Below are 21,111 nucleotides of genomic sequence, written 5' to 3' on the forward strand. Positions count from 1 at the left end.
TGCCTGTTGCGGTCGTCTCTCGCCGGACAGATCGGACGACAGGTAGCGGTAGACACTCGGCGGCGAGACGTGAGCAACCGGGCGATCTGGGTGGACTACCGCTCGCGCGTGCCCGCTAGCGGCGAGGTTGCCGGGTCCTCTCGGCCTGGGCTGTTCTTGCTTTGTGCTGCTTCCACTGCCCGTATGGGGTCATGCCGCGCGGCTTGTACAAGGCCAGGACCATGGCCATGAGCAGTACCACCAGGGCGAGGATGGCGTGCAACAGCGGTGATGCGTTCCGTAGCGTCCCGGGATCCCTACCCGTCAACGTCGCACCTGCTGCGACGTCTGCCATCACGCCGAATGTCTGCAGGTAGTTGAAGAGCACGATGGTGGCCGCGACGGTGATCGCGAGCTTGAACAGGACCCAGTAATGACGGAACAAGCCCCATGGGGTTCCGAGTGACTGGACGATCCCGGTGAGCAGTGAGGCAAGGACCAGCGGCACCAGGGTCAGACGGGCGGCCGGCTCCATCACCAGGTAGACAGCACGGACCACCTCCGCGTCCTGGCTCGTGAGTCCGATGACCGCGAGCACGAGGAACACCACGACGGCGCCGAGCCAGCCCGCCGTGGTGGTGACATGTGCAGTGAGCACGAGTTTGCGCAGACGGGGTCCCATGGCGATCAGGTGTCGGTCGGTGCGAGGACCTGGGTGATGTTCGGGGTGGTGGTTTCACCGTCTACGACGGAGAGTGCGTGCATTCCGGGACCGTGGCCGCCGGGGAGCAGGAGTGCAAGTGCGAGAAGCAAGAGCAGAACGACGATCGCGATAGATCCGAACACTTTGACCCACCGGGGCATGCCGGCGTTCGACGTGCGCTCCGGCTGCGCGCCGGCAGGGGGCACGTTAGTCATGGGGAACCCTTCTTCATGCGCAGCAGTTTTCCACTCCATCGAGACAGTGTGTCTAGTGTAAGACACTCCGTACTGGCCGCGTCGATCTGTATCCTTGCCTGATGCCGAAGCTGTGGAACGAGACGGTCGAGGCGCACCGCCATGCGGTGCGTGACGCGATTCTGGAGACCACCTGGGCGCTGGTGACCGAGCGCGGGGTGCTGTCGGTGACGATGTCGCAAATCGCCGAGAGGACCGGCATCGGACGGGCGACGCTGTACAAGTACTTCCCCGACGTCGAGGCGGTCCTGCTCGCCAGCCACGAACGTCACGTCAGCCGTCACCTTCAACAGCTAACCGCGCTCCGGGACCAAGGCGGCTCGGCCGGCGAGCGACTGGAGGTGGTGCTGGAGGCCTACGCGCGCATCTCTTACTATCGCGAGCACCATGGCGCCGAAGGACTCGGGGTGCTGCTGCATCGCGGTGAGCATGTCGGCCAGGCGCAGCAGCAGCTCGGCAATCTGCTGCGAGACTTGCTGACCGAGGCCGCGAAGGAGGGCAGCGTCCGCGGCGATGTCGCCCCCGCGGAGCTTGGAAGCTACTGCCTCCACGCACTAGCTGCGGCGAGCAGCCTGCCGTCCGAGGCTGCGGTCCACCGACTCGTCAGTGTCACGCTGGCCGGGTTGCGCCCCGAGCGCTGACATGTTCCCAGTCACGCCTCCTCGGTGCGATCACGAGACAGGTAGCGGTAGACACTGGCCCGCGAGACACCCAGCGCCCGGGCGATCTGGGTCGGACTCTCACCGTTCGCGCGGCGCGCCCGGGCGGCGGCGAGCTTGTCGGGGCCCATCACCCTGGGCCGACCTCCGATCCGCCCCTGTGCCCGGGCGGCCGCGAGGCCGGCCATGGTGTGCGTTCGCGGATGAGGTCACGCTCGAGCTCGGCGAAGGCGGCCATCATGGTGAAGAAGAAGTTGCCCTCCCCCGTCGGGCTGTAGCTACCGGCGAGGGTTCCTGTGAGCACGCGCAGGCCGACCCCCCGGTCACTGAGGTCGTCCGCGACCGTGAGGATGTCCTTGGTGGAGCGACCCAGCCGATCGAGCTTCCACACCGCCAGCGTGTCGATGCCGTCGCGCATGTAGTCCAGCGCGGCGGCCAGCCCTGGGCGATGGCTCGATCGGCTGCTGATCTTCTCCTCGAAGATCTTGATGCAGCCAGCCAACTGGAGGGCGTCACGCTGGAGTTGAGCGTCCTGCGCGCTGGTGGACACGCGCACGAGGCCGACGAGGTTCCGTGCCACCACCCAAGCGTCTCAGAAACGGTCCCAGAACCACGTAGCGGCACGGACGGTTTTGAGATGCGTTGTGGACGCAATGGCGGCGGCGCGACGTGTGGCTTGTGCCGTTATATGGCGGGGTTCTATCGGAGTTGTGTGGCGGCCGGGTCAACTGACGCCGATGACGAAGGTACTCGCGGTGCTACCAGGCCCGGCCCAGGTGCTTCACATACGCAACCGGTCAACCCGCGTCAGGCGTTGTGAGGCTGGATGACGATCTTGCCGGTGGCGTGGCCGCTCTCGACCGCAGCAATGGCCTCGCCCGCGTCCTCCAGCGGGTAGAGGGCCGAGACGTTGGGGTCGACGAGGTTGTACTTGATGACGCCGGTGATCTTCTCCAGTGCCTCGGTGGTGCGCTGCAGGGGACTGCCGCCGAGCTCGGTGACGGTGTCGGGGTCGGCGGCGGAGATGATCCTGGCCGGGTCGGTGACGAGTCCGGCGACCTGACGCAGGGCATCGCCACCGACGAGGTCCAGGATCAGGTCTACCCCCTCGGGGGCGATCTGGCGCACCCGGTCGGCGACGTTCTCACCGGAGGGGACGAACGTTGCTCCGGTGGCTTGAACGATCTCGCGCTTGGCCTGCGAGGCGATGCCGATGACGGTGAACTGGTGGACCTTGCCGATCTGGGCGGCCATGAGTCCGACACCGCCGCCGGCCCCGAGGATGAGGAGCTGCTGACCGGGCTCGAGCTCGATCTGGTGGGTGCCGTCGTAGGCGGTGGCCCCGGCGACGGGGATGGTGGCCGCGTCGGCGAAGGCGATCTCCTCAGGCTTTGCCACGGCATCGGTGGCGCGCACGAGGGTGTCCTCGGCGAAGGCGCCGTAGTCCGGGACCACAGGGCCGAGGATCTCGTCGCCCACGGCGAAGCTCTCGACTCCCTCACCGAGGGCGGTGACGACACCGGAGACCTCCTGACCCATGGGGGCCGGCAACGGCTGGTCCCGACGGTAGCGGCCGGTGCGGATCTTGTAGTCGACGGGGTTGACACCGGCGGCGCGGACCCGGACGGCGAGCTCACCGGGGCCGGGCTGCGGCGCTGGACGGTCGATGAGTGCCTGGGTCTCGGGGCCGCCGAAGTCGGTGAATACGTACACCTTGGACATGGGGTTCTTCTCCTTCTGCTGTGTGTTCGAAGCGGGTGAGACAGGTGCGGCCAACAGCCGCTGAGTTCGCTGCGCGGGGATGGCCGGTCAGGCGGCGGTGGGAGGTTCGTCCTGGCCAGCGGCCTCGGCGGCGTCGGCTTCTTCCTTGGTGGGGTAGGCGCCGTCGGCCGCGTGCTCGGGCGGGGAGTAGATGGTGTAGAGCACGAGCGGCTCGTCACCGGTGTTGCGGAAGTTGTGCCGGGCGCCGGCGGGGACGGCGCACTGGTCACCGGCCTCGATCGGGTGGGTATGGCCGTTGAGGTCGGCCTGACCGGCCCCGCTGACGAAGGTCAGGATCTGGTCGGTGTGCTCGTGGACCTCCTCACCGATCTCGCCACCGGCGGGGATCGTCATGATGACGATCTGGGCGTGCTGCCCGGTCCACAGCACCCGGCGGAAGTCGGGATTGTCCTGGGCGACCCGCGCGATGGTGAAGTGCTCGACGTTGCCCTCGATGGTGAAGTGCTCTTCGTTACTCATGAATCCTCCTGTTGTGGTTGTGCCGGGCTTACCCGGCGGTGATGCACCCACCCTGGGCGGGACGCCGGATGGGCTGTTCTGGCCGAGGTGGTGGTTCAGGACCGGGCCGAGGCTGGGATCGGTACGGCGGTAACTGGCGCGGAAGGTGTCGCCGTGGTGCTGGTGCTGTCCTGGTGGCGGCGCAGCAAGCGCATGGCGTTGACGATCACGACCAGGACCGAGGCCTCGTGGACGAGCATCCCGATGGACATGGTCACCCCTCCGAGCAGCACTCCGGCCAACAGCACGGCCACGGTGATCAGGGCGATGGTGATGTTCTGGCGCATGTTGTTCACGGTGCGCCGGGCCAGGCCGATCGCTTCGGGGAGCTTGAGCAGGTTGTCGCCCATGAGGGCGATGTCTGCGGTCTCTACGGCCACGGCCGAGCCGGCCGCACCCATGGCTACGCCGATGTTGGCGGTGGCCAGAGCGGGGGCGTCGTTGACGCCGTCACCGACCATGGCCACGACGTGACCCTGACGCTGCAGGTCCGCGACCGCGTCGAGCTTGTCCTCGGGCAGCAGGCCGGCGCGAACCTCATCGACGCCAGTGGCCTCACCCACCGCGTTCGCCACGAGCGGGGCATCGCCGGTGAGCATGACCACCTTCTTCACCCCGGCCTCGTGCAGGCGGGTGACCATTTCCGCGGCGTCGGCGCGCACCTCATCGGCGACGGCGACCACACCGGCCACCGTCTCGTCGAGCGTCACGATCATCGCGGTACGCCCGGCGGCCGCGAGCTCATCAGCCACTTGCCCGGCGCCGACGGTGTCGGCGATGCCGTACTGCCCGAGCAGGGCCAGGTTGCCGATGAGGACCCGGCGTCCGCCGGTGGTGGCGGTGATGCCCTTGCCGGGCACGGGCTCGGTGACCTCGGGCAGGCCCGGGGTGGCCATCCCCTCCGCGGCTGCGGCGTCCAGGATGGGACGGGCGAGGGGGTGTTCGGAGCCGGCCTCCGCCCGGGCGGCCCAGGTCAGCACCTGACTGCGGTCCAGGGCCGGGTCCAGGACGACGACGTCGGTCAGGTGGGGGCGGCCCTTGGTCAAGGTGCCGGTCTTGTCCACCGCGACGGCGGTGATCTTGCCGGAGGTCTCCAGGTACTCCCCGCCCTTGATGAGGATGCCATCCTTGGCGGCCCGGCCGATGCCGGCGACGATGGAGACGGGGATGGAGATGACCAGCGCCCCGGGGCAGCCGATGACCAGCAGGGTCAGCCCGAGGACGACGTCACCGGTGATGAGTCCGACCACGAGGGCCAGGACCATGATGGCCGGGGTGTACCAGGCGGAGAACCGGTCCATGAACTGGGCGGTCTTGGCCTTGGCGTCCTGGGCGTCCTCCACGCGGTGGATGATGCGGGCCAGGGTGGTGTCGGCGCCGATGCCGGTGGCGAGCACCTGGAGGAACCCGCCCTTGGCGACGGTGCCGGCGAAGACGTGGTCGCCCTTGGACTTCTCCACGGGGATGGACTCCCCGGTGATGGAGGCCTCGTCCAGGGCGCCAGTGCCGGCGACGACCTCGCCGTCGACGGGGACCTTGGCGCCGTTCTTGACCAGGACGATCTCGCCCATGGCCACCGAGGCGGCGGGGACTTCGACCTGTTCGCCGTCGCGCATGACGACGGCGACGTCGGGGGCGACGGCGACCAGCTCGGCCAGTGCCGAGCGGGTCTTGTTCAGCGTTGCGGACTCCAGGGCGTGCCCGATGGCGAAGAGGAAGGTCACCGCGGCGGCCTCCCAGTATTCCCCGATGATGACCGCGCCGATCGCGGCTACCGAGACCAGCAGGTCGATGCCGATGACCCGGGCCATGAGCGCCCGGGCTGCCTTGGTCACGATCGGGGTACCCGCGACCACGGCGGCGGCCACCATGAAGGCGTTGCTCCACGCATCGGAACCGAGGCCGCGGGCCACGAAGAAGGAGATGAGGATCAGCGCCCCGGAGACCACTGGGATCGCCCACCTGCCGTACCACCACTGCTGCAGCTTGTTCATGGCTGTTCGACCTTCCTATAGCTGTCCAACCCCAGTTCGGGGTGCTGACAACGACGTTACGAAGATCGGCACCGGGCAACCATGACCGGCGTCAATCAACCGCACACCCGTCCGTGCACCGCCGCCGGGGCTGCTCCAGCCTGCTGGCACAATGAAGAGCGTCACCGCCGAGTTGATCGGCGGTGACGCTCAGCTGGTCTGGCTCAGAATGCGGGCGGACGAGCCACGTAGCCTCGGCCCGCGGGCGCCCATGACCACACCCCAGTCCGCGGGGCCCGTGGGGCCGGGTGTCACGCGCATGGCGGGACGGCCCCGTCAGGTTCGCCTGGTTGCCAGTTCCTCCACCATCAGGCCCAGACCGCTACCGAGCATGAAGACGTCCCGAGCGATCCCCATACCAGCCGGCGCTGGTCGGATTCCGTCATCACGGGTGAATCCTGGCGTCTTGAGGTACACGGCCATCAATGCGGCCGAGAATCCACTCAGGCCGGCCGCGGCCACCCGGGTGGGTACCACCGGGGCTAGCAGCGCCGTGCCCAGAGCGATCTCGAAGGTCGACAACGCCTTCCCGAAGCGGACCGGGTCCATCTTCTTCAAGAACGGGAACGCGTTGGCGGCCTGGTCCCGCAACCCCGTTGCCCCGTCGACGTCCAATGACCGCTTAGTGATTCCGGTGTTCAATATGAAGGCCCCGCTCGCCAGGCGCGGCGGGACATGGTGAAGCTTGACGCTCATAGCAATCTCTCCTGAGTTCTTGGGACGTGGGTCTACCAGCGGTTCACACGTGAGAATGCAGCGGGCGGGCTTCCCCTGATCATTGACGGGCCCGGCGGCCCGGTCCGGCCCTGATGGGTGGCGGGATGACGCCCGGGCAGTGCGCTCGCGCTTGGTCTGGGCACCGCCTCGACGTCCTCGGTCGCCCTAGTGGAGGCGGTCCTACCTGTCCTCCGAGATAACGCTTGCGGTAACGCCGGCACCGCCGACGGTCACCAGGATGTCCTCGACGTCCAAGCGTCGGGGGTCGTAGTCGACGTCAACCCGGTGCGAGTGCAGATCGATGTGCACGGCCTGCACACCCGGAAGACCGCTTCAGGTGCCGGTTGATGTCGGTGGCGCACGAGGGGCAGAACAGCTCACCCAGGCGCAGCTGCAGGTGCGCCGCCTGTGCCATGACGCTCACTGTCCTTCTCCTTGGCGCGGCGGGCGTCAGAACGCGGCAGGCTTGGCGACGTACCCGGCCTTGCCCACAGCGGCGATCAGGTCCTCGACGCTGGCCTTGGCCGGGTCGTGGTCGACCTCGATGCGCGCAGAGGCGAACTGGACCTTCACGGCGCTGACGCCGTCCAGGCGCCCGACCCGCTTCTCGATCTTCGCCACGCAGGAGGGGCAGGAGAAGCCTTCGGCGCGCAGGGTCGTGTGGGTGGTGGTGGGAGCGGTGGTGCTCATGGTGTGTCCCTTCCTTCTCTGACGAGGTCTCACCCTTCTTGGGTGCTGACTACGACGTTACGAGCGGGCCAGGAACCGAACCATGACGTGCATCAATCAACCGCAGCAGACGTGAGAGAGTCCTCGCCCCTCAGGCACTGGCGGCCACGGTGGCGAGCAGACGGTCGCCGTCCAGGATGGCGGTCCATCTGCGTCCGGAGTCGATGATGCCGTCCTTGCGGAGCTGGCTCATTACCCGGGAGACGGACTCCGGTGTCGAGCCGGTCATGCCGGCCAGGTCAGTGCGAGACAGCGGTAGCTGGATCAAGGTGCCACCAGAGGCACTGTCCTGCCCGAACTTCTCTGCCAGGCGCAGCAGCGTGGTCGCTACCCGCTGGGCGACGGTGGCGGTGGATTGCGCGGTGACGTCCGCACGCGCTTGCGCTAGCAGCGCGGTGACGTCGTCCACCACCCGTAGGGCGACCTCGGGGTGTTGCGTCATGACATCGCGGAAAGCGCGTGTGTCGATGCGTAACGCGCAGGTGGTGGTCAGGGCGCGAACGGTTTCGGGGTAGGTGGGCTGGCCCAGGGTGTGCATGCCTCCGAAGAGGTCGCCAGGGGCCAGGAGATCGACGACGACGTCCTGGCCGTTCGGGGTCGGGCGGGAGACCTTGGCGCGCCCAGCTGCCATGACGTAGAGATGTTCGGCCACGTCGCCGGCTGTGTAGAGCGGGTCGTCCTCAGCCCAGGACAGCGAGACCATGCGGTGGTCGATACCGACAAGATCCTCGTGGGACAGACCGGCGAAGAGCGGCACCTGGCCGAGAACCTTCATGCGTACCGGCAATGGACAGTGATGGGGCTGGGCGCAGGTAGTCCGCAGCGGGACTCGCCGTCGGCCAGGTGCGCCGGTAACGAAGTTGACCGGCGAGGATGCAGCCTGCGATGCCGCGGAGCCTGGTTCGCTGCTCACGATTCCCTCCTGCAAGTGATGCTAGATACGCCGAGACGAATGAGCACTTGCTTCGTCTCATTATTGGTAGCCGTAATGGTCAGGCGAGCGTGTAGTCGCCGGCCTCCTGCACGGCTGCCTCGATAGTCGAGCGGTCCAGCTCGACGTTGTCCTTGTGCTTGAGGATGATGCGCGAGTCGCCGTCGGGAATGATCTCGGTGGCGACGGCACCGATACCTGCCACGAGATAGAGGCTGTCCTTGATGGTCCGCGCATCCTCGGCTGTGGTCATGCCGACGACGGTGTAGATAGTGCTGATCATGCCCTGCCCCCTTGGTCAGATCCGGCCGTTGAACGCCTGCATCGCGCCGTCCTCACGGGTGCCGCCACGACCGTCACCGTACGCGGCGTAGTCGGTGATCCACTCGATGGACTTGATCCACTTGACCATCTTGTACCCATGGTTCGACTCCACCCGCAGCCGCAGCGGCGCGCCCAGATGCACCTCCAGCGGGTGGTCGTTGCGCTCGTACGCCAGGATCGTGTCGTCCTCGGCTACCGTGTCGAGGTCCAGCACCGCGTAGAACGGTTCCCGCGGCCGGTGGTCCCACATCTCCTGGGCCAGGCCGTGGGAGGTGATCATCACGTAGTTGGCACCTTCCGGACGCGGTCCGAGGACCTCGAGGAGGTCACGGAGCCGGACGCCGGCCCATTTGGAGGTGGCCGACCAGCCCTGCATGCAGGTGTGGACCGCGATGTATTCCGTCTTCGGGAGCTGACGCAAGTCCCCCAGGCTCAGCAGCAGTGTCTTACCGCTCAGTTCGCCACCGAGCTCGAGGCGCCAGTCCCGGAAGTCGCCGTCCCGGTACGCGAGCCACTCCGTGGACTCGTCCGCGGTCGGCGGGAGCCCGTTGGTCCAGTGGTACTCGGAGAGGTCCTTCTCGGTGTAGGTGCTCTGGCGTCCCATGCGGGGCTTCATCCAGTTCAGCGTGAGTTTGCGGATCGGCTCGGTGAGTGCGACGAGAACCCGCTGGGAGCGTGCGCGGTCGGCCAGCGTGAGATAGCTGAGCCCGATCCACAGGCCGATCACGACGACGATCGTGGCAATGGCAATCGTGAACGCCTGCGCGTAGCGGGCGGTGTCGGTCACGCCAAAGACCATGTGCGGGAGGTTGTACTCGGCGTGGACCAAGAACACCAGACCGATGTGCATCACGATGAAAATGCTCATCAGCGCCATGCCGATGAAGTGCAGTGATCGCGCTCCCTGGTGGCCGCCCCACATCTTCACGTACCAGGGGAAGCGGGAGCGGACGGCCGGCGACATGGCGATTCCGGTCAAGATCAGCAACGGCGCCAAGATGAAGACGACGCCGGTGTAGGTGAGCATCTGCAGCGCGTCGTAGGGCTGGAAGTGCTCGATCGACGGCACGCCGAAGCCGAGGTAGATCCGCATGGACTCCCACGCCTCCGGGAACACATCCCACGAGGTCGGCACGATCCGCCGCCACAGACCGGTGCCGAACAGCAGCGCCACGTAGAGGAGGCCGTTGATCAACCACAGCGTCACCCCCAATCCGTGCCAGTGCCGCCCCAAGCCGATGTTCTTCTTCCCGGGCAAGGTCAGCAGCGGGCTGGCGCTGCGCTCGTCCATGAGCGAGGTGTAAACCCCCTCCTCCTTCGGCAGCTCCCGGCGAGTGAACTTGATCCACTCAGTGCCCGGCTTGCAGTCATTGCGCCACCACAAGCGGGGCAGCGAGGCGAGAATCTCCCATCCGCTGCGCAGCACAATCCCCATTAGGACGAAGTTGAGCAAGTGTGTAGCCCGCAGCCAGAGCGGGAAATCCGGGTCCAAAGAATGCCTCCATAGATCGTCACCGGCTGTAGCCGCGCCTGTCCGCGTCACACTAAGCCGCCCACCTCTCCCGGGCATCCGCGGGCTGCGTCGATGCCGGCCCGCTGCCACCGGATCCCGTGCTGGCCTTCCACCGTGTGAACTGCGGTGGGAGCCTTGGCGCGGGAGCGTCAGACGTAGCCGTCGATGTGGGCGGCGTAGTCAGGTGGCAGCCGGTGAAGTCCCCGGCGTCGCCAACCAGGGCGATGACCTGGCCGCAGTCGGCCCCGGAGTCGGTGACGTAGTGAAAAGCCCGCCCAGCAGCGCGCGGGGCCCGAAACGAGAGTTGATCGGTGGCATCCAGCGGCGCGAGGCCGTCACCGAGCACTGGCGCCCCATCAACCCAACGCTCGGGCAGCCGTCACTGTCTGCATGGCCAGAGTCCTCAGCGAGGCCGCACTTCTATCCCCTCCTGGACACCCTCCCGGATGTCCGGGCAAATGCACACAGACTCCACTCGACCTCCTGAAGGTTGAATCACGTTGATAGTGCGGCTCTGATTGCCGCAGATCACTCTTGGCAGCCACGACACACCACTCGCTGTCTGCTGTACGCAAACGAACGATTCCGCTACAGCGACGCCGAGGGCTCGTCGCACTCCTCAGGATGCTTGACGCTTCGCGGTTCTCGATCCGAGGCGTTTGTAACGAAACTCAGTGTCGGATTCTATGGCTCGATACTTCCGATGCTGGATGAGTATCGCTACAGTCAGGGCCATGGGGCATCTGCTGGGCTATGCGCGTGTGTCGACGACCGATCAGGACGCTGCGCTGCAGATCGATGCGCTCACCGCAGCCGGGTGCTACCGGGTCTTCGTCGACACGATCTCGGGCTCCCTGGACCACCGACCGGAGCTGGAGAAGTTGATGGACCAGCTGCGCCCGGGGGACACGCTGGTCGTGTGGCGACTGGACCGGCTGGGGCGGTCCATCCGGCATCTCATCGACCAGCTGCAGCTCTTGTCCGAGCGCGGCGTGGGGTTCCGCTCCCTGCAGGAGACGATCGACACCACCTCCTCCGGCGGACGGCTGGTGTTCCATGTCTTCGCCGCGCTGGCCGAGTTCGAGCGGGACCTGATCCGTGAGCGCACCCACGCAGGACTGGCCGCCGCCCGGGCTCGTGGCCGCAAGGGCGGGCGACCGCCCGCTCTGTCGCCGGATCAGGTCAAGGCGGCGAGGCGGATGTATGAGCAGAACGAGATGACGGTGGCGCAGATCGGTGCGGTGCTGGGCGTCAGCCGCGCCACCATCTACCGTGTGCTGAACCGCAACAGCGCCCCAGTGGTGCATCCACGGCAGTCGAGAAGCGCTGTGTAGGTCATGGACGCGGCCGGGCGCTGGCAGATCCTCAGGCTTCACGTCGAGGACCAGATCCCGCTCGCCGCCCTGGCCCGGGACACCGGTGTCGGGCTGCGCACGCTGGAGCGTTGGCACGCCCGCTACCGCACCGAGGGCTATGCCGGTCTCGGTGCGCGACGGCGCGCTGACGCCGGCAGCCATCGCCTGCCCGCCCAGCTCGTATCGTTGGTCGAAGGGCTGGCGTTGAGCAAGCCGCGCCCGTCGATTATCACCATGCACCGCAAGGTCAGTGCCATCTGCGAGGGGCAGGGATGGCCGGTGCCCTCCTACGGCGTGGTGCGCGCGATCGTCACCGGCCTTGACCCGGGGATGGTCACCCTCGCCCTGGAAGGTCCGTCGTCGTATCGCGACAAGTACGAACTCGCGCTGCGCCGGCGTGCCGAGCACCCCAACGCGATGTGGCAGGCCGACCACACCATGCTCGACATCCTGGTGGTGGGCACCGACGGCAGCCCTGCCCGGCCGTGGCTGACCACGATCATCGATGACCACTCCCGGGCGATCTGCGGTTACACCGTCTTCCTCGGCGCGCCCTCGGCGATGAACACCGCGTTGGCGCTGCGGCAGGCGATCTGGCACAAGAGCGACCTCGCCTGGCCCATGTGCGGCATCCCCGACGTGCTCTACGTCGACCATGGCAGCGACTTCATCAGTCACCAGCTCACCGCCACCGCCGTGGACTTGCATATCCGGCTCATCCACTCTGCCGTCGCGCGCCCGCAGGGTCGCGGCAAGGTGGAGAGGTTCTTCGGGACCGTGAACACCGAGCTCCTGGCAGGCATGGCCGGACACATCACCAAGGGCCACCGTTGGCCCACGCCGAAGCTGTCCCTTGCGGAGCTCGACACCGCTCTGGAATCGTTCGTCACCATCTACAACGACCGGTCCCACAGCGAGATCGGCACCTCCCCACGCGCTGCGTGGATCGGGCAGGGCTGGCTGCCGCGCATGCCCGAGAGCCTGGAAGACCTTGACGGGCTGCTGCTGACGGTGGCCAAGACAAGGATCGTGCGCCGCGATGGCATCCACTTCCAGGGCCTGCGCTACGTCTCACCGACCCTGGCCGGTTACGTCGGCCGATCGGTCCTCATCCGCTACGACCCCCGGGACATCACCGAGATCCGCGTCTTCGACCACGACGAGTTCATCTGCAAGGCCGTCAACCAGGACCACCACGGCCAGAAGGTCAGCCTCAAAGAGATCCAAGCCGCCCGCAACGCTCGCCGCCGCGCCCTGCGCGAAGGCATCAACGAACGCATCGCCGTCGTGGCCAGCCACACCTCCCTGCCCCCACCGGCCCAGGCGCCGCCGGCACCGCGACGGAAGTTGAAGGTCTACAAGGAGGACCTGAGGTGAACCAGCGCTTCATCGTGACCAAGGAACACCGCCGCTTCACCGAGTTCGCCAACGCCGTACGCCGCGGCGGCACCATCGGCCTGTGCTTCGGGCCCGCCGGCGTGGGCAAGACCCTGTCCGCCCGCCGCTACGCCCGCTGGCACCAGACCCACGACCTGCTGACCGACTGGGGCCCGCGCACCGAGAATGACGCGAAGGTCTACGCCGCGCTGGCCAAGAGCCGCACCGTGCTCTACACCCCCAGCGTCCTGACCACCCCCCGGATCTTGCAGGAGGAACTCCACGAGGTCGTCACCCGTACCAACATCTGCATCGACCAGCACCTGCACCCTGTCGGTCAGGGCCCGATAGTGACCTCACGCAAGCGACGCTTCGAGAACTACGTGGAGCTGATCATCGTCGATGAGTCCGAACGACTCCGCGCCGCGGCTCTGGAACTGCTGCGCGACCGCTACGACCGCGACAGCATCGCCCTCATCCTCATCGGCATGCCGGGCCTGGAGAAGCAGTTCCGCCACTACCCGCAGTTCTACAGCCGCGTCGGCTTCGCCCACCAGTATCGACCGCTCGGCAAGGACGAGCTGCTCTTCGTCCTGCAACGGCACTGGGGAACCCTCGGCAAGACACTCGATCCCGCGGACTTCACCGACACCCAAGCCATCGCCGCCATCGCCCGCATCACTCGCGGAAACTTCCGGCTCCTGGAACGCCTCTTCCCCCAGGTCGAGCGCATCCTGAAGATCAATGAGCTCGACACCATCACCGACGACGTCATCGAAGCCGCCGCCAGCACCCTGGTCATCGGCGTCAACTGACTGACCGCCACATACCACCCACAGAACCCCGCCATCTAACGGCGTAGACCACAGCTGGCGCCCTCGCTGCGCCGTCTCATAGATGATCATTTCTGAGAGGGCAGCAGCGGCGCACTACGCAACCTGCGTGGCTTGTGCGCGCAGTTCATCCGCAACCCGAGCAAGGCTTCGGAAGGTGTTCTCTGGCAACTTTTGCTTGACACCTTGCTTGCTGAGCACGCTGTTGGCGAGGCGCGCGTCAGCGACTGAACGTTCCGTCTGCCGAGCGAGGTGGTTCATGCGCCATGGGAGTGACGGAGGGATCTGGTCGAGATGGCGGAGCTCCCGCGAACGGGTGTAGATCGCGTGCTCGCGCCATTCGTTGATCATGCTTGTCGCACCGTCAGGGCAGCATGCAGGCTCGGTGCACACCAGAGAGCCGCGTAGTTGGCGGTTGCTGAGAAGAGCACCTCCAACCTTCCGAGGGATGCTGCGGCCGAAGGTAGAAAAGTAGATGCCTGCGGCACCTCCGCCCCCCGACTCTTCGTCGTCGTCACGAACGTGCGGCCGACGGTTTGCTGCAAAATCCGGATAGTGGCAGCGTTCCGACTGTCCCGCGCCGGTCTCGTAACCAATAGCGCCGACAGCTGCTAGCGCCAGCCCGTACAGGCCTTGGCGCCAGGCGAGGACCGGCCGTCGAGCACTGGCGTGACGGGTGGCGGCGAGGAGGTGGGCGAGCTTGGCGTAACTCTCCGCGCCAGGTGCGCTCGTGGACCACGAAAGGGCAACGAACCGAGCGTTGAGCGTGTCCGTGACGCCCAGGTATCGGTCGATTCCGTCGGCCCATGCCTTTTGGGGGCCGTACTCGAGCAGTGACGCGGCAAAGACAGGGACGACAGGCAGGTCGATCCCAGCGCGGTCCAGGTAACGATGCGACGCCTGGAGTAGTTGCAGGTTGACCTCGAAGAACCCGTCACAGAACTTGGCGGAGTACAGGTAGGGCGGAATGAGCATGGTGGCGCCGTGCTCGCGCTGGAAGTCCAGGACCTCCGCGACGAGCCGCTCCTGGACGCCCGGCGAACTGAGGGCCTGGGCGCTCTGGGGAAGAGGGCTAGCGAATGGCAGCCTCGCCCATGGGTGATCTTCCGCGCGCCTCCTGAGCAGTCTTGCGGCTTCGGGATACCTCGGTCGCGGTACCGTCGAGCAGCCGGATTCGCACGCGTGCCTGTCGGCTTCCGCTCCTGTGCGTCGTTATGAAGATCTCGCCGTGCTCGCCTGGCTTCAACTTCTGGTGCGCCACGGCGATCACCAACCCGACTCGGAGTCGTCGCTGCCATCGTCGGCGTCCGCGTCGTGCGCAGCCAGCCATGCCCGCACGTCGGAGTCCTCGAAGTACAGGTGGCGACCGATGCGGTATGCCCTGGGGGCGGTCCCGCGCTTGCGCCAGGTTGTGGACCGTGCTCTTGGCGACGCGCAGCTTGGCGCACAGGTCGTCCATGGTCCACAGCGGCGTGCGATCCAGTGGGGTGTCGGTGTGCTCGCTCATGTTCGTGAGGTGCGGGCCGATCACCGCGTGCAGTGCTGGGACGTGGGCACTCGTGGGCAGCCGTAGGCGGGCTTCGCGTGGAATCTCGCGTGGAATCACAGGGGTCTCCGTCCTCGTCGGTGAGGAGTCCCCGGAACGAGAAGGCCGCTGACCTGCAGTAGTGCAGGACCAGCGGCCTTCCGGTGGTGGAGCTAGGGGGATTCGAACCCCCGACCTTCTCATTGCGAACGAGACGCGCTACCAACTGCGCCATAGCCCCATGCTCGGTCGAGCGGTGCCCACTTTAGCACCGCCGTCGGGAGGGAGTGAACCCGGTCCCGCCTTGACCTGGGTCACAGGGTCGACAGGCCGGAGACGGTTCCTCGCAGTACGTTGAGTGGCGCCCCTGACCCCGACGGCGAGGACCCCATGACCTACCACGTGGACTCCGAGGTCGGCCGCCTCCACGAGGTCGTCCTCCACCGGCCCGGCCTCGAGATGCGCCGCCTCACCCCGCAGAACCGTGAGGAGCTGCTCTTCGACGACGTCCTGTGGGTGGAGCGCGCCGAGGAGGAGCACGACGCCTTCGCCGGTGCGCTGCGCGACCAGGGGGTCCGCGTCCGCTACTTCACCGACCTGCTGCGCGAGACGCTCGCCGTCCCCGCCGCACGCTCGCTCATCGTCGAGCAGACCTTCGGGCCGGCGCTGCTCGGCACCGCGGGCGTCGCCCCGGTCCTGGACATGGTCGACACCCTCGACGACGGCGAGCTCACCACCCTCCTCGTCGGCGGCCTCACCAAGCGCGAGCTCCTCGAGCGGATCGAGGAGCCGCGGTCGGTGGCGCTGCACGTCCTCGGGGAGGACGACTTCGTCGTCCCACCGCTGCCCAACCACCTCTACACGCGCGACGCCTCCGCGTGGGTGTACGACGGCGTGGGCGTGAGCAACATGCGCAAGCGCTCCCGGCTGCGCGAGTCGCTGCACTACCAGGCGATCTACCGCTTCCACCCGGACTTCCGCGGCGTGGACTTCCACCTGTGGAGCGGTGCCGGCGGGCGGACCGGCATCAACGTCGAGGGCGGGGACGTCCTCGTCCTGGGCCGCGGCGCGGTGCTCGTCGGGATGAGCGAACGGACGACGCCGCAGGGCGTGGAGCGGGTGGCGCAGCGGCTCTTCGAGACGGGCTCGGCCACCCAGGTGGTGGCGCTGGCCATGCCGCACGAGCGGGCCTTCATGCACCTCGACACCGTGATGACGATGGTCGACGACCACACCTTCACCGAGTACGCCGGCCTCGGCGCGCTGCCCTCCTACCGGATCACGCCCGGGGACGGCGAGGGCGAGCTCGTCATCACCGACCACCCGCCGGAGGAGATGCACGCGTCGATCGCCCAGGCGCTGGGCGTGGACTCCCTGCGCATCCTCACCCCGGCGCAGGACTCCCTCAGCGCGGAGCGGGAGCAGTGGGACGACGCGTGCAACGTCCTGGCCCTGGCACCCGGCGTCGTCGTCGCCTACGAGCGGAACACGACGACCAACGCCTACCTGCGCTCCCACGGGGTGGAGGTCATCGAGGTCCCCGGCTCCGAGCTGGGCCGCGGCCGCGGCGGCCCCAGGTGCATGAGCTGCCCGACCATCCGCGACGGCATCTGACGCGGGTCCACCGACGTCCTCGTCCCCCTCACCGATAGTGCACTTATGGTCGCGGCCCTCACCGCGGCGGACACAGTGCTAGGCGGGACCGGTGACGGGGCAACGCGACATGACGGCGGCTGAGCGGGATCGTGCCAGCCAGACGGGAGCAGCGGTCGCTGACCCATCACTGGTCCCGACGGTCGAACCCGATCTCGGTGAGCGGGCGCAGCGCTCGCTGCAAGCGACTCCGCTCCCGCTCTGCCGACAGGCCCTCACAGCGCACCCCCTGCCGACCGCCTCGCGGACGACGCAAGGCGCGTCCCCACGCAGCGGCGGGGGGAGCCTCAGGCGCCGACGGCGCGGCGGCGGGCGAGGACGGAGTCGAGGTCCAGGCCGGCAGCGGGCGCGACCTCGGCGACGGGCGCCGCCTCCGGCTCGGGGTCGGCGACGGGCGCGTACGGCGATCCCGCCAGGCCGGAGAGGACGAGCGGCTCGGGCGCCTGGGCGGCGGGCTGGGCCACCGGCTGCGGCTCGGGCGCCTCGTAGGGAGCGATGTCCCGGCGGGGTGCGGAGGCCTTGAGCGTGTAGGTGGGGGCGGGCACCTGGACCGGGGTCCAGCCGCGCGCCTGCTCGGCCGGCGCCGGCTCGGCCGCCTCCGTGGAGGCAGCGGGTGCGTCGGCGGCGGCGGACGGGTCCTCGACCCCCGCGGCGGGCGCCGTCGCCTCCACGGGCTCGGCGGTGGTGGCGGGCTCGGCGGTGGTGGCGGTCGGCTCGACCGTGGTGGCCGCGGGCTCGGCAGCGGAGCCACCGCTCGCGGCGGAAGCGCCCGGACGCGCCGTCGCCGGGCGCGCGGAGGGTGCGGGGCGCGTGCGTGCCGGGGCCGGCCGCGGGGCCAGGCGCGCCATGGCGGCGCGGTCGGCGGCGTTGCGGCGGGCGGCGATCTTGGCGGCGCGGCGGCCCAGGACGAGGACGGCTCCGAGCAGCACGGTCGGCACGACACCGAGCGCGACCGACACGGCACCCAGACCGAAGCCGATCCAGCCACCGACGCTCGCGAGGAGCAGGACAACCGTGAGCACGAGCCGGCGCTTGGCGGCGGCCTTGCGGCGGCTGATCTCCGCGGCGCGCGCGGCGCGCAGCTGGGCAAGGCGGCGCGCCTCGGCGGCAGCCCGCTCGCTGGGGGTGGTGGGCCTGTTCACGGCGGGTGCCTCCGTTCGTCGTCGTGGATCGTGGAGGTACGGTCTGCTCTCCCGGGTGCCGTGGTGCTCCCCCGCGGACGACCGTCTCGCCGTCGCCCCGGTGGTGACCACCCGCAGCGTGCCGGAGAAGCGGTCCTCCACCCGTGACTCCGCCATCTGGTGGCGGGTGTGCACGAGGTGAGGGACCAGGTACCCGAACAGGAGGAGGGCCAGTCCGACGACCACCCACCCCTGAACATCCACAGACACGAAACTAGCCGCGCTCCGCACCGCCGCCGGGATCGTCGGCGGCGTGTCTCCCGCGGGTGCGGATCCAGCGCTCGAGCAGCCCCTCGGGCACCTCCTCGGCGACGAGCGCGAAGGTCCGGTGGTCGCGCCAGTCGCCGTCGATGTGGAGGTAGCGCTCGCGCAGGCCCTCGTCACGGAAGCCGAGCTTCTCCACCACGCGCAGGCTCGCCGTGTTCTCGGGGCGGATGTTGATCTCGATGCGGTGCAGGCGCAGCACCGTGAAGCAGTAGTCGGTGGCGATCGCGACCGCGGTGGGCGTGATCCCCCGGCCGGCGACGGCCTGGTCCACCCAGTACCCGATCGAGGCGCCGCGCAGCGCCCCCAGGGTGATCGAGGAGACCGAGAGCTGGCCCACGAGCTCGCCGTCGGCCTCGATGACGAAGGTCAGCGCCTCACCCCGCTTGCCCTGCCGACGGCTCTGCGCGACGTAGTCCCGGAAGCCGACCGGCGCCGCCGGCACCGGGCTGGTGGCCTCCCACGGCCGCAGCCACTCGGCGTTGCGCCGCCGCACGCTCTCCCAGGCCGCACGGTCCCCGTAGCGCAGGAGGCGCAGCCGGACACCGCCGTGCTCGAGCATCAGGCGTCCAGGACGAGGCAGGAGAGCGCGGTGCCCTCGGTGACGTCGGTGAGGTCCTCCGGGACGACGGCCAGCGCGTTGGCGCGAGCCAGCGAGCTGAGCAGCAGCTTGCCCGGCGAGCCGACCGGCGCGGCGCGGTAGCCCTCGCGCGGCGAACCGGTGAGCGTGACGCGGACGAACTCCCGGCGGCCGGACGGGGAGTACCAGCCGGACGTCGCCGTCGCCGTCACCGTCGGGCGGTAGAGCTCGCTGTAGCCGGCCATCGACAGCACCGCCGGCCGCAGGAACACCTCGTAGGCGACCTGCGCGGCCACCGGGTCCCCCGGGAGCGCGAAGATCGGGGTGCCCTCGCCGATGTGCCCGAGGCCGAGCTGGCGCCCGGGCCACATCGCGACGTTGTCGAAGCGCACCGTGCCGAGAGGGGCGAGGACCTCCTTGACGGTGTCGTTGGAGCCGTGGCTCAGGCCGCCGGTCGTGACGACGAGGTCGGCGCGCACGAGCTGGTCCTCGAGGGTCTCGCGCAGCGGCCCGCGCTGGTCCGGCACCGCGGCGACCCGGTAGGTGGCGGCGCCGGCGTCGTGGAGGGCGGCGGCCAGCGCGTGCCCGTTCGCGTCGTAGACCTGGCCCGCGGCGGCGGTCTGTCCCGGTTCGACGAGCTCGTCACCGACGGAGACGACGACGACGCGCGGCCGCGGGTGCACCGTCACCCGACCGCGCCCGACGGCGGACAGCAGCGCGACCTGCCGCGCCCCCACCCGCTCCCCCGCCGGGAGGACGACCTCCCCGGCGCGCACGTCCTGCGCCCGCCGGTTGACGTTCTCACCGACGGCGGGGGCGGTGCGGACCTCGACCTTCGCGGTCCCCCGGTCCGTCTGCTCGACCGGCACGACGGCGTCGGCCTCGACCGGCAGCGGAGCCCCCGAGGCGATGCGCACGCAGGCACCGGCGGGCAGGCGGGTGCGCTCGACGCTCCCTGCCCGGATCTCGTCGAGCACCCGCAGCGCCACCGGCGACGACGGCGTAGCGTCCGCGACGTCGGCGGCACGCAGGGCGTAGCCGTCGAGCGAGGCGACGTCCGCGAGCGGGAGGTCGCGGGAGGCGAGCACGTCCTCGGCGAGCACGCACCCGACGGCGTCGGCAAGGACCACCTCGAGGGGCGGCTGCGGGCCGACGGCCGCGAGGCACGCGGCGAGGTGCTCCTGGACGCTCCTCACCGGGGGTGGCTCGCGGCGGGGTCGGAGCTGAGCTCGACGTGGCGGCCGGCGACGAACTGCTCGAGCCAGGCGGAGAAGTCCGGGCCGAGGTCCTCACGGTCGACGGCGAGCTGGACGACGGCCTTGAGGTAGTCGAGCTTGTCGCCGGTGTCGTAGCGGCGGCCGCGGAAGACGACGCCGTGGACGCCGCCGCCCTCGTCGGCGGGCATGCGCGCGAGGGTCTGCAGCGCGTCGGTCAGCTGGATCTCGTTGCCGCGGCCGGGGGCCGTGTTCTCCAGGACCTCGAAGACCGCCGGGGACAGGACGTACCGGCCGATGACGGCGAGGTTGGAGGGGGCCTCCTCGACGGCGGGCTTCTCGACGAGCTCGGTGACCGTGACGACGTCGCCGTCGGGGATGCCGGCCAGGGAGACCGGCTCGACGGCGGCGGCGCCGTAGAGGTTGATCTGCGAGGGCTCGACCTCGAGCAGCGCGATGACGGACCCGCCGAGGCGCTGCTGGACGTCGATCATCGTCGGAAGGATCGGGTCGCGGGCGTCGATGAGGTCGTCGCCGAGGAGGACGGCGAAGGGCTCGTCGCCCACGTGCTCACGGCCGCAGAGCACCGCGTGGCCCAGGCCCTTGGGCGTGCCCTGCCGCACGGCGTGGATGTCGGCGAGGCCGGTGGGGCGGCGCACCTCGGCGAGGCGGTCCTCGTCGCCCTTGGCCTCGAGGGCCGCCTCGAGCTCGACGTTGCGGTCGAAGTGGTCCTCGATCGCGGACTTGCCGCGCGCGGTGACGAGCAGGACGTCCTCGATGCCCGCTGCGGCCACCTCCTCCACGACGTACTGGATCGCCGGCCGGTCCACGACCGGCAGCATCTCCTTGGCCACCGCCTTGGTGGCCGGCACGAATCGGGTACCGAGCCCGGCCACCGGGACGACTGCCTTGCGGACCGGGATGAAGTTCTGCTGCGTCATGGTCGAAGGCTACCGAGCACCCGGCGCGTCCGCCGGAGGAGCGCGGTGCAGCCCCACGCGGCGGGG

At 68.9% G+C, this 21,111-nt stretch carries 22 protein-coding genes, 1 tRNA gene and 1 pseudogene; 5 read left to right on the plus strand and 19 right to left on the minus strand.

The features are described 5' to 3' along the window. Positions 1-115: 115 nt before the first annotated feature. Positions 116-661 carry a DUF2269 domain-containing protein gene (locus AA0005_RS17125; protein WP_413451297.1) on the minus strand — a complete coding sequence of 182 codons (546 nt, stop codon included), beginning with the start codon at positions 659-661 and terminating at the stop codon, positions 116-118. A 5-nt stretch (positions 662-666) separates the two neighbouring features. After that, positions 667-897, minus strand: a complete 231-nt coding sequence (locus AA0005_RS17130) for a hypothetical protein (RefSeq protein ID WP_413451298.1) — start codon at positions 895-897, stop codon at positions 667-669. A 101-nt stretch (positions 898-998) separates the two neighbouring features. On the opposite strand from AA0005_RS17130, the gene AA0005_RS17135 reads away from it, so the two are divergent. Continuing rightward, a complete protein-coding gene (locus AA0005_RS17135; RefSeq protein ID WP_413451299.1) occupies positions 999-1,577 on the plus strand; it encodes a TetR/AcrR family transcriptional regulator in 579 nt (192 codons plus the stop codon). Positions 1,578-1,588: 11 nt separating this feature from the next. Here AA0005_RS17135 and AA0005_RS17140 read toward each other — a convergent pair whose 3' ends face one another. The 11 genes and pseudogenes from AA0005_RS17140 to AA0005_RS17190 form a co-directional block, all read right to left on the minus strand. Next, a complete protein-coding gene (locus AA0005_RS17140) occupies positions 1,589-1,783 on the minus strand; it encodes a helix-turn-helix domain-containing protein (protein WP_413451300.1) in 195 nt (64 codons plus the stop codon). After that, positions 1,726-2,175, minus strand: coding sequence for a recombinase family protein (locus AA0005_RS17145; protein ID WP_413451301.1), 450 nt, complete (start codon positions 2,173-2,175; stop codon positions 1,726-1,728). The genes AA0005_RS17140 and AA0005_RS17145 overlap by 58 nt, the downstream gene beginning before the upstream one ends. A gap of 227 nt (positions 2,176-2,402) precedes the next feature. Continuing rightward, entirely contained in the window at positions 2,403-3,317 is a 915-nt protein-coding gene (locus AA0005_RS17150; RefSeq protein ID WP_413451302.1) for an NADP-dependent oxidoreductase, read from the minus strand. An 87-nt stretch (positions 3,318-3,404) separates the two neighbouring features. Then, positions 3,405-3,836, minus strand: coding sequence for a cupin domain-containing protein (locus AA0005_RS17155; protein WP_154795780.1), 432 nt, complete (start codon positions 3,834-3,836; stop codon positions 3,405-3,407). Between the two features lie 95 nt (positions 3,837-3,931). Then, positions 3,932-5,869 carry a heavy metal translocating P-type ATPase gene (locus AA0005_RS17160; protein ID WP_413451303.1) on the minus strand — a complete coding sequence of 646 codons (1,938 nt, stop codon included), beginning with the start codon at positions 5,867-5,869 and terminating at the stop codon, positions 3,932-3,934. Positions 5,870-6,184: 315 nt separating this feature from the next. Beyond that, positions 6,185-6,604 carry a hypothetical protein gene (locus AA0005_RS17165; RefSeq protein ID WP_413451304.1) on the minus strand — a complete coding sequence of 140 codons (420 nt, stop codon included), beginning with the start codon at positions 6,602-6,604 and terminating at the stop codon, positions 6,185-6,187. A 201-nt stretch (positions 6,605-6,805) separates the two neighbouring features. Then, positions 6,806-6,946, minus strand: a pseudogene (locus AA0005_RS17170) (hypothetical protein); the annotation flags it as partial. 129 nt (positions 6,947-7,075) lie between these two features. Beyond that, positions 7,076-7,315 carry a heavy-metal-associated domain-containing protein gene (locus AA0005_RS17175; protein WP_154795784.1) on the minus strand — a complete coding sequence of 80 codons (240 nt, stop codon included), beginning with the start codon at positions 7,313-7,315 and terminating at the stop codon, positions 7,076-7,078. A 130-nt stretch (positions 7,316-7,445) separates the two neighbouring features. Then, positions 7,446-8,129, minus strand: coding sequence for a helix-turn-helix domain-containing protein (locus AA0005_RS17180; protein WP_154796902.1), 684 nt, complete (start codon positions 8,127-8,129; stop codon positions 7,446-7,448). A gap of 217 nt (positions 8,130-8,346) precedes the next feature. Further along, positions 8,347-8,568: a hypothetical protein gene (locus tag AA0005_RS17185; protein ID WP_345045675.1), complete on the minus strand. Its 222-nt coding sequence runs from the start codon at positions 8,566-8,568 to the stop codon at positions 8,347-8,349. A 15-nt stretch (positions 8,569-8,583) separates the two neighbouring features. Continuing rightward, positions 8,584-10,044 (minus strand): molybdopterin-dependent oxidoreductase, encoded by a 1,461-nt coding sequence (locus AA0005_RS17190; RefSeq protein WP_413453122.1) that lies wholly within the window; start codon positions 10,042-10,044, stop codon positions 8,584-8,586. An 812-nt stretch (positions 10,045-10,856) separates the two neighbouring features. Here AA0005_RS17190 and AA0005_RS17195 point away from each other — a divergent pair. The 3 genes from AA0005_RS17195 to AA0005_RS17205 are packed head-to-tail and all read left to right on the plus strand — an operon-like array spanning position 10,857 to position 13,669. Next, positions 10,857-11,456 (plus strand): recombinase family protein, encoded by a 600-nt coding sequence (locus AA0005_RS17195; RefSeq protein WP_413451305.1) that lies wholly within the window; start codon positions 10,857-10,859, stop codon positions 11,454-11,456. Between the two features lie 3 nt (positions 11,457-11,459). Continuing rightward, entirely contained in the window at positions 11,460-12,854 is a 1,395-nt protein-coding gene (locus tag AA0005_RS17200) for a Mu transposase C-terminal domain-containing protein (RefSeq protein ID WP_413451306.1), read from the plus strand. Then, entirely contained in the window at positions 12,851-13,669 is an 819-nt protein-coding gene (locus tag AA0005_RS17205) for an AAA family ATPase (RefSeq protein ID WP_413451307.1), read from the plus strand. Before AA0005_RS17200 ends, AA0005_RS17205 begins: the two co-directional genes overlap by 4 nt. A 114-nt stretch (positions 13,670-13,783) precedes the next feature. On the opposite strand, the gene AA0005_RS17210 is transcribed toward AA0005_RS17205, so the two are convergent. Together AA0005_RS17210 and AA0005_RS17215 are read right to left on the minus strand one after the other, a co-directional pair. Beyond that, positions 13,784-14,662, minus strand: coding sequence for a hypothetical protein (locus AA0005_RS17210; protein WP_413451308.1), 879 nt, complete (start codon positions 14,660-14,662; stop codon positions 13,784-13,786). A gap of 715 nt (positions 14,663-15,377) precedes the next feature. Next, positions 15,378-15,453 (minus strand) — tRNA-Ala (locus tag AA0005_RS17215). A gap of 149 nt (positions 15,454-15,602) precedes the next feature. Between AA0005_RS17215 and AA0005_RS17220 the strand changes: the two genes are divergently transcribed. Next, a complete protein-coding gene (locus tag AA0005_RS17220; RefSeq protein WP_413451309.1) occupies positions 15,603-16,826 on the plus strand; it encodes an arginine deiminase in 1,224 nt (407 codons plus the stop codon). Between the two features lie 326 nt (positions 16,827-17,152). Here the strand turns inward: AA0005_RS17220 and AA0005_RS17225 are convergent, their stop codons facing one another. Genes AA0005_RS17225 through AA0005_RS17240 form a run of 4 tightly spaced genes read right to left on the minus strand, consistent with a single transcriptional unit; the run spans position 17,153 to position 21,045 of the window. Continuing rightward, positions 17,153-18,250, minus strand: a complete 1,098-nt coding sequence (locus AA0005_RS17225; protein WP_413451310.1) for a hypothetical protein — start codon at positions 18,248-18,250, stop codon at positions 17,153-17,155. A gap of 10 nt (positions 18,251-18,260) precedes the next feature. Further along, positions 18,261-18,872 (minus strand): GNAT family N-acetyltransferase, encoded by a 612-nt coding sequence (locus AA0005_RS17230; RefSeq protein WP_413451311.1) that lies wholly within the window; start codon positions 18,870-18,872, stop codon positions 18,261-18,263. After that, on the minus strand, positions 18,872-20,086 hold the full coding sequence (gene glp, locus AA0005_RS17235; protein ID WP_413451312.1) for a gephyrin-like molybdotransferase Glp: 1,215 nt from the start codon (positions 20,084-20,086) through the stop codon (positions 18,872-18,874). The genes AA0005_RS17230 and glp overlap by 1 nt, the downstream gene beginning before the upstream one ends. Then, positions 20,083-21,045, minus strand: coding sequence for a UTP--glucose-1-phosphate uridylyltransferase (locus AA0005_RS17240; RefSeq protein WP_413451313.1), 963 nt, complete (start codon positions 21,043-21,045; stop codon positions 20,083-20,085). Before AA0005_RS17240 ends, glp begins: the two co-directional genes overlap by 4 nt. Positions 21,046-21,111: the final 66 nt, after the last annotated feature.

This window comes from Georgenia phoenicis (assembly GCF_047302425.1).
GTDB lineage: Bacteria > Actinomycetota > Actinomycetes > Actinomycetales > Actinomycetaceae > Oceanitalea.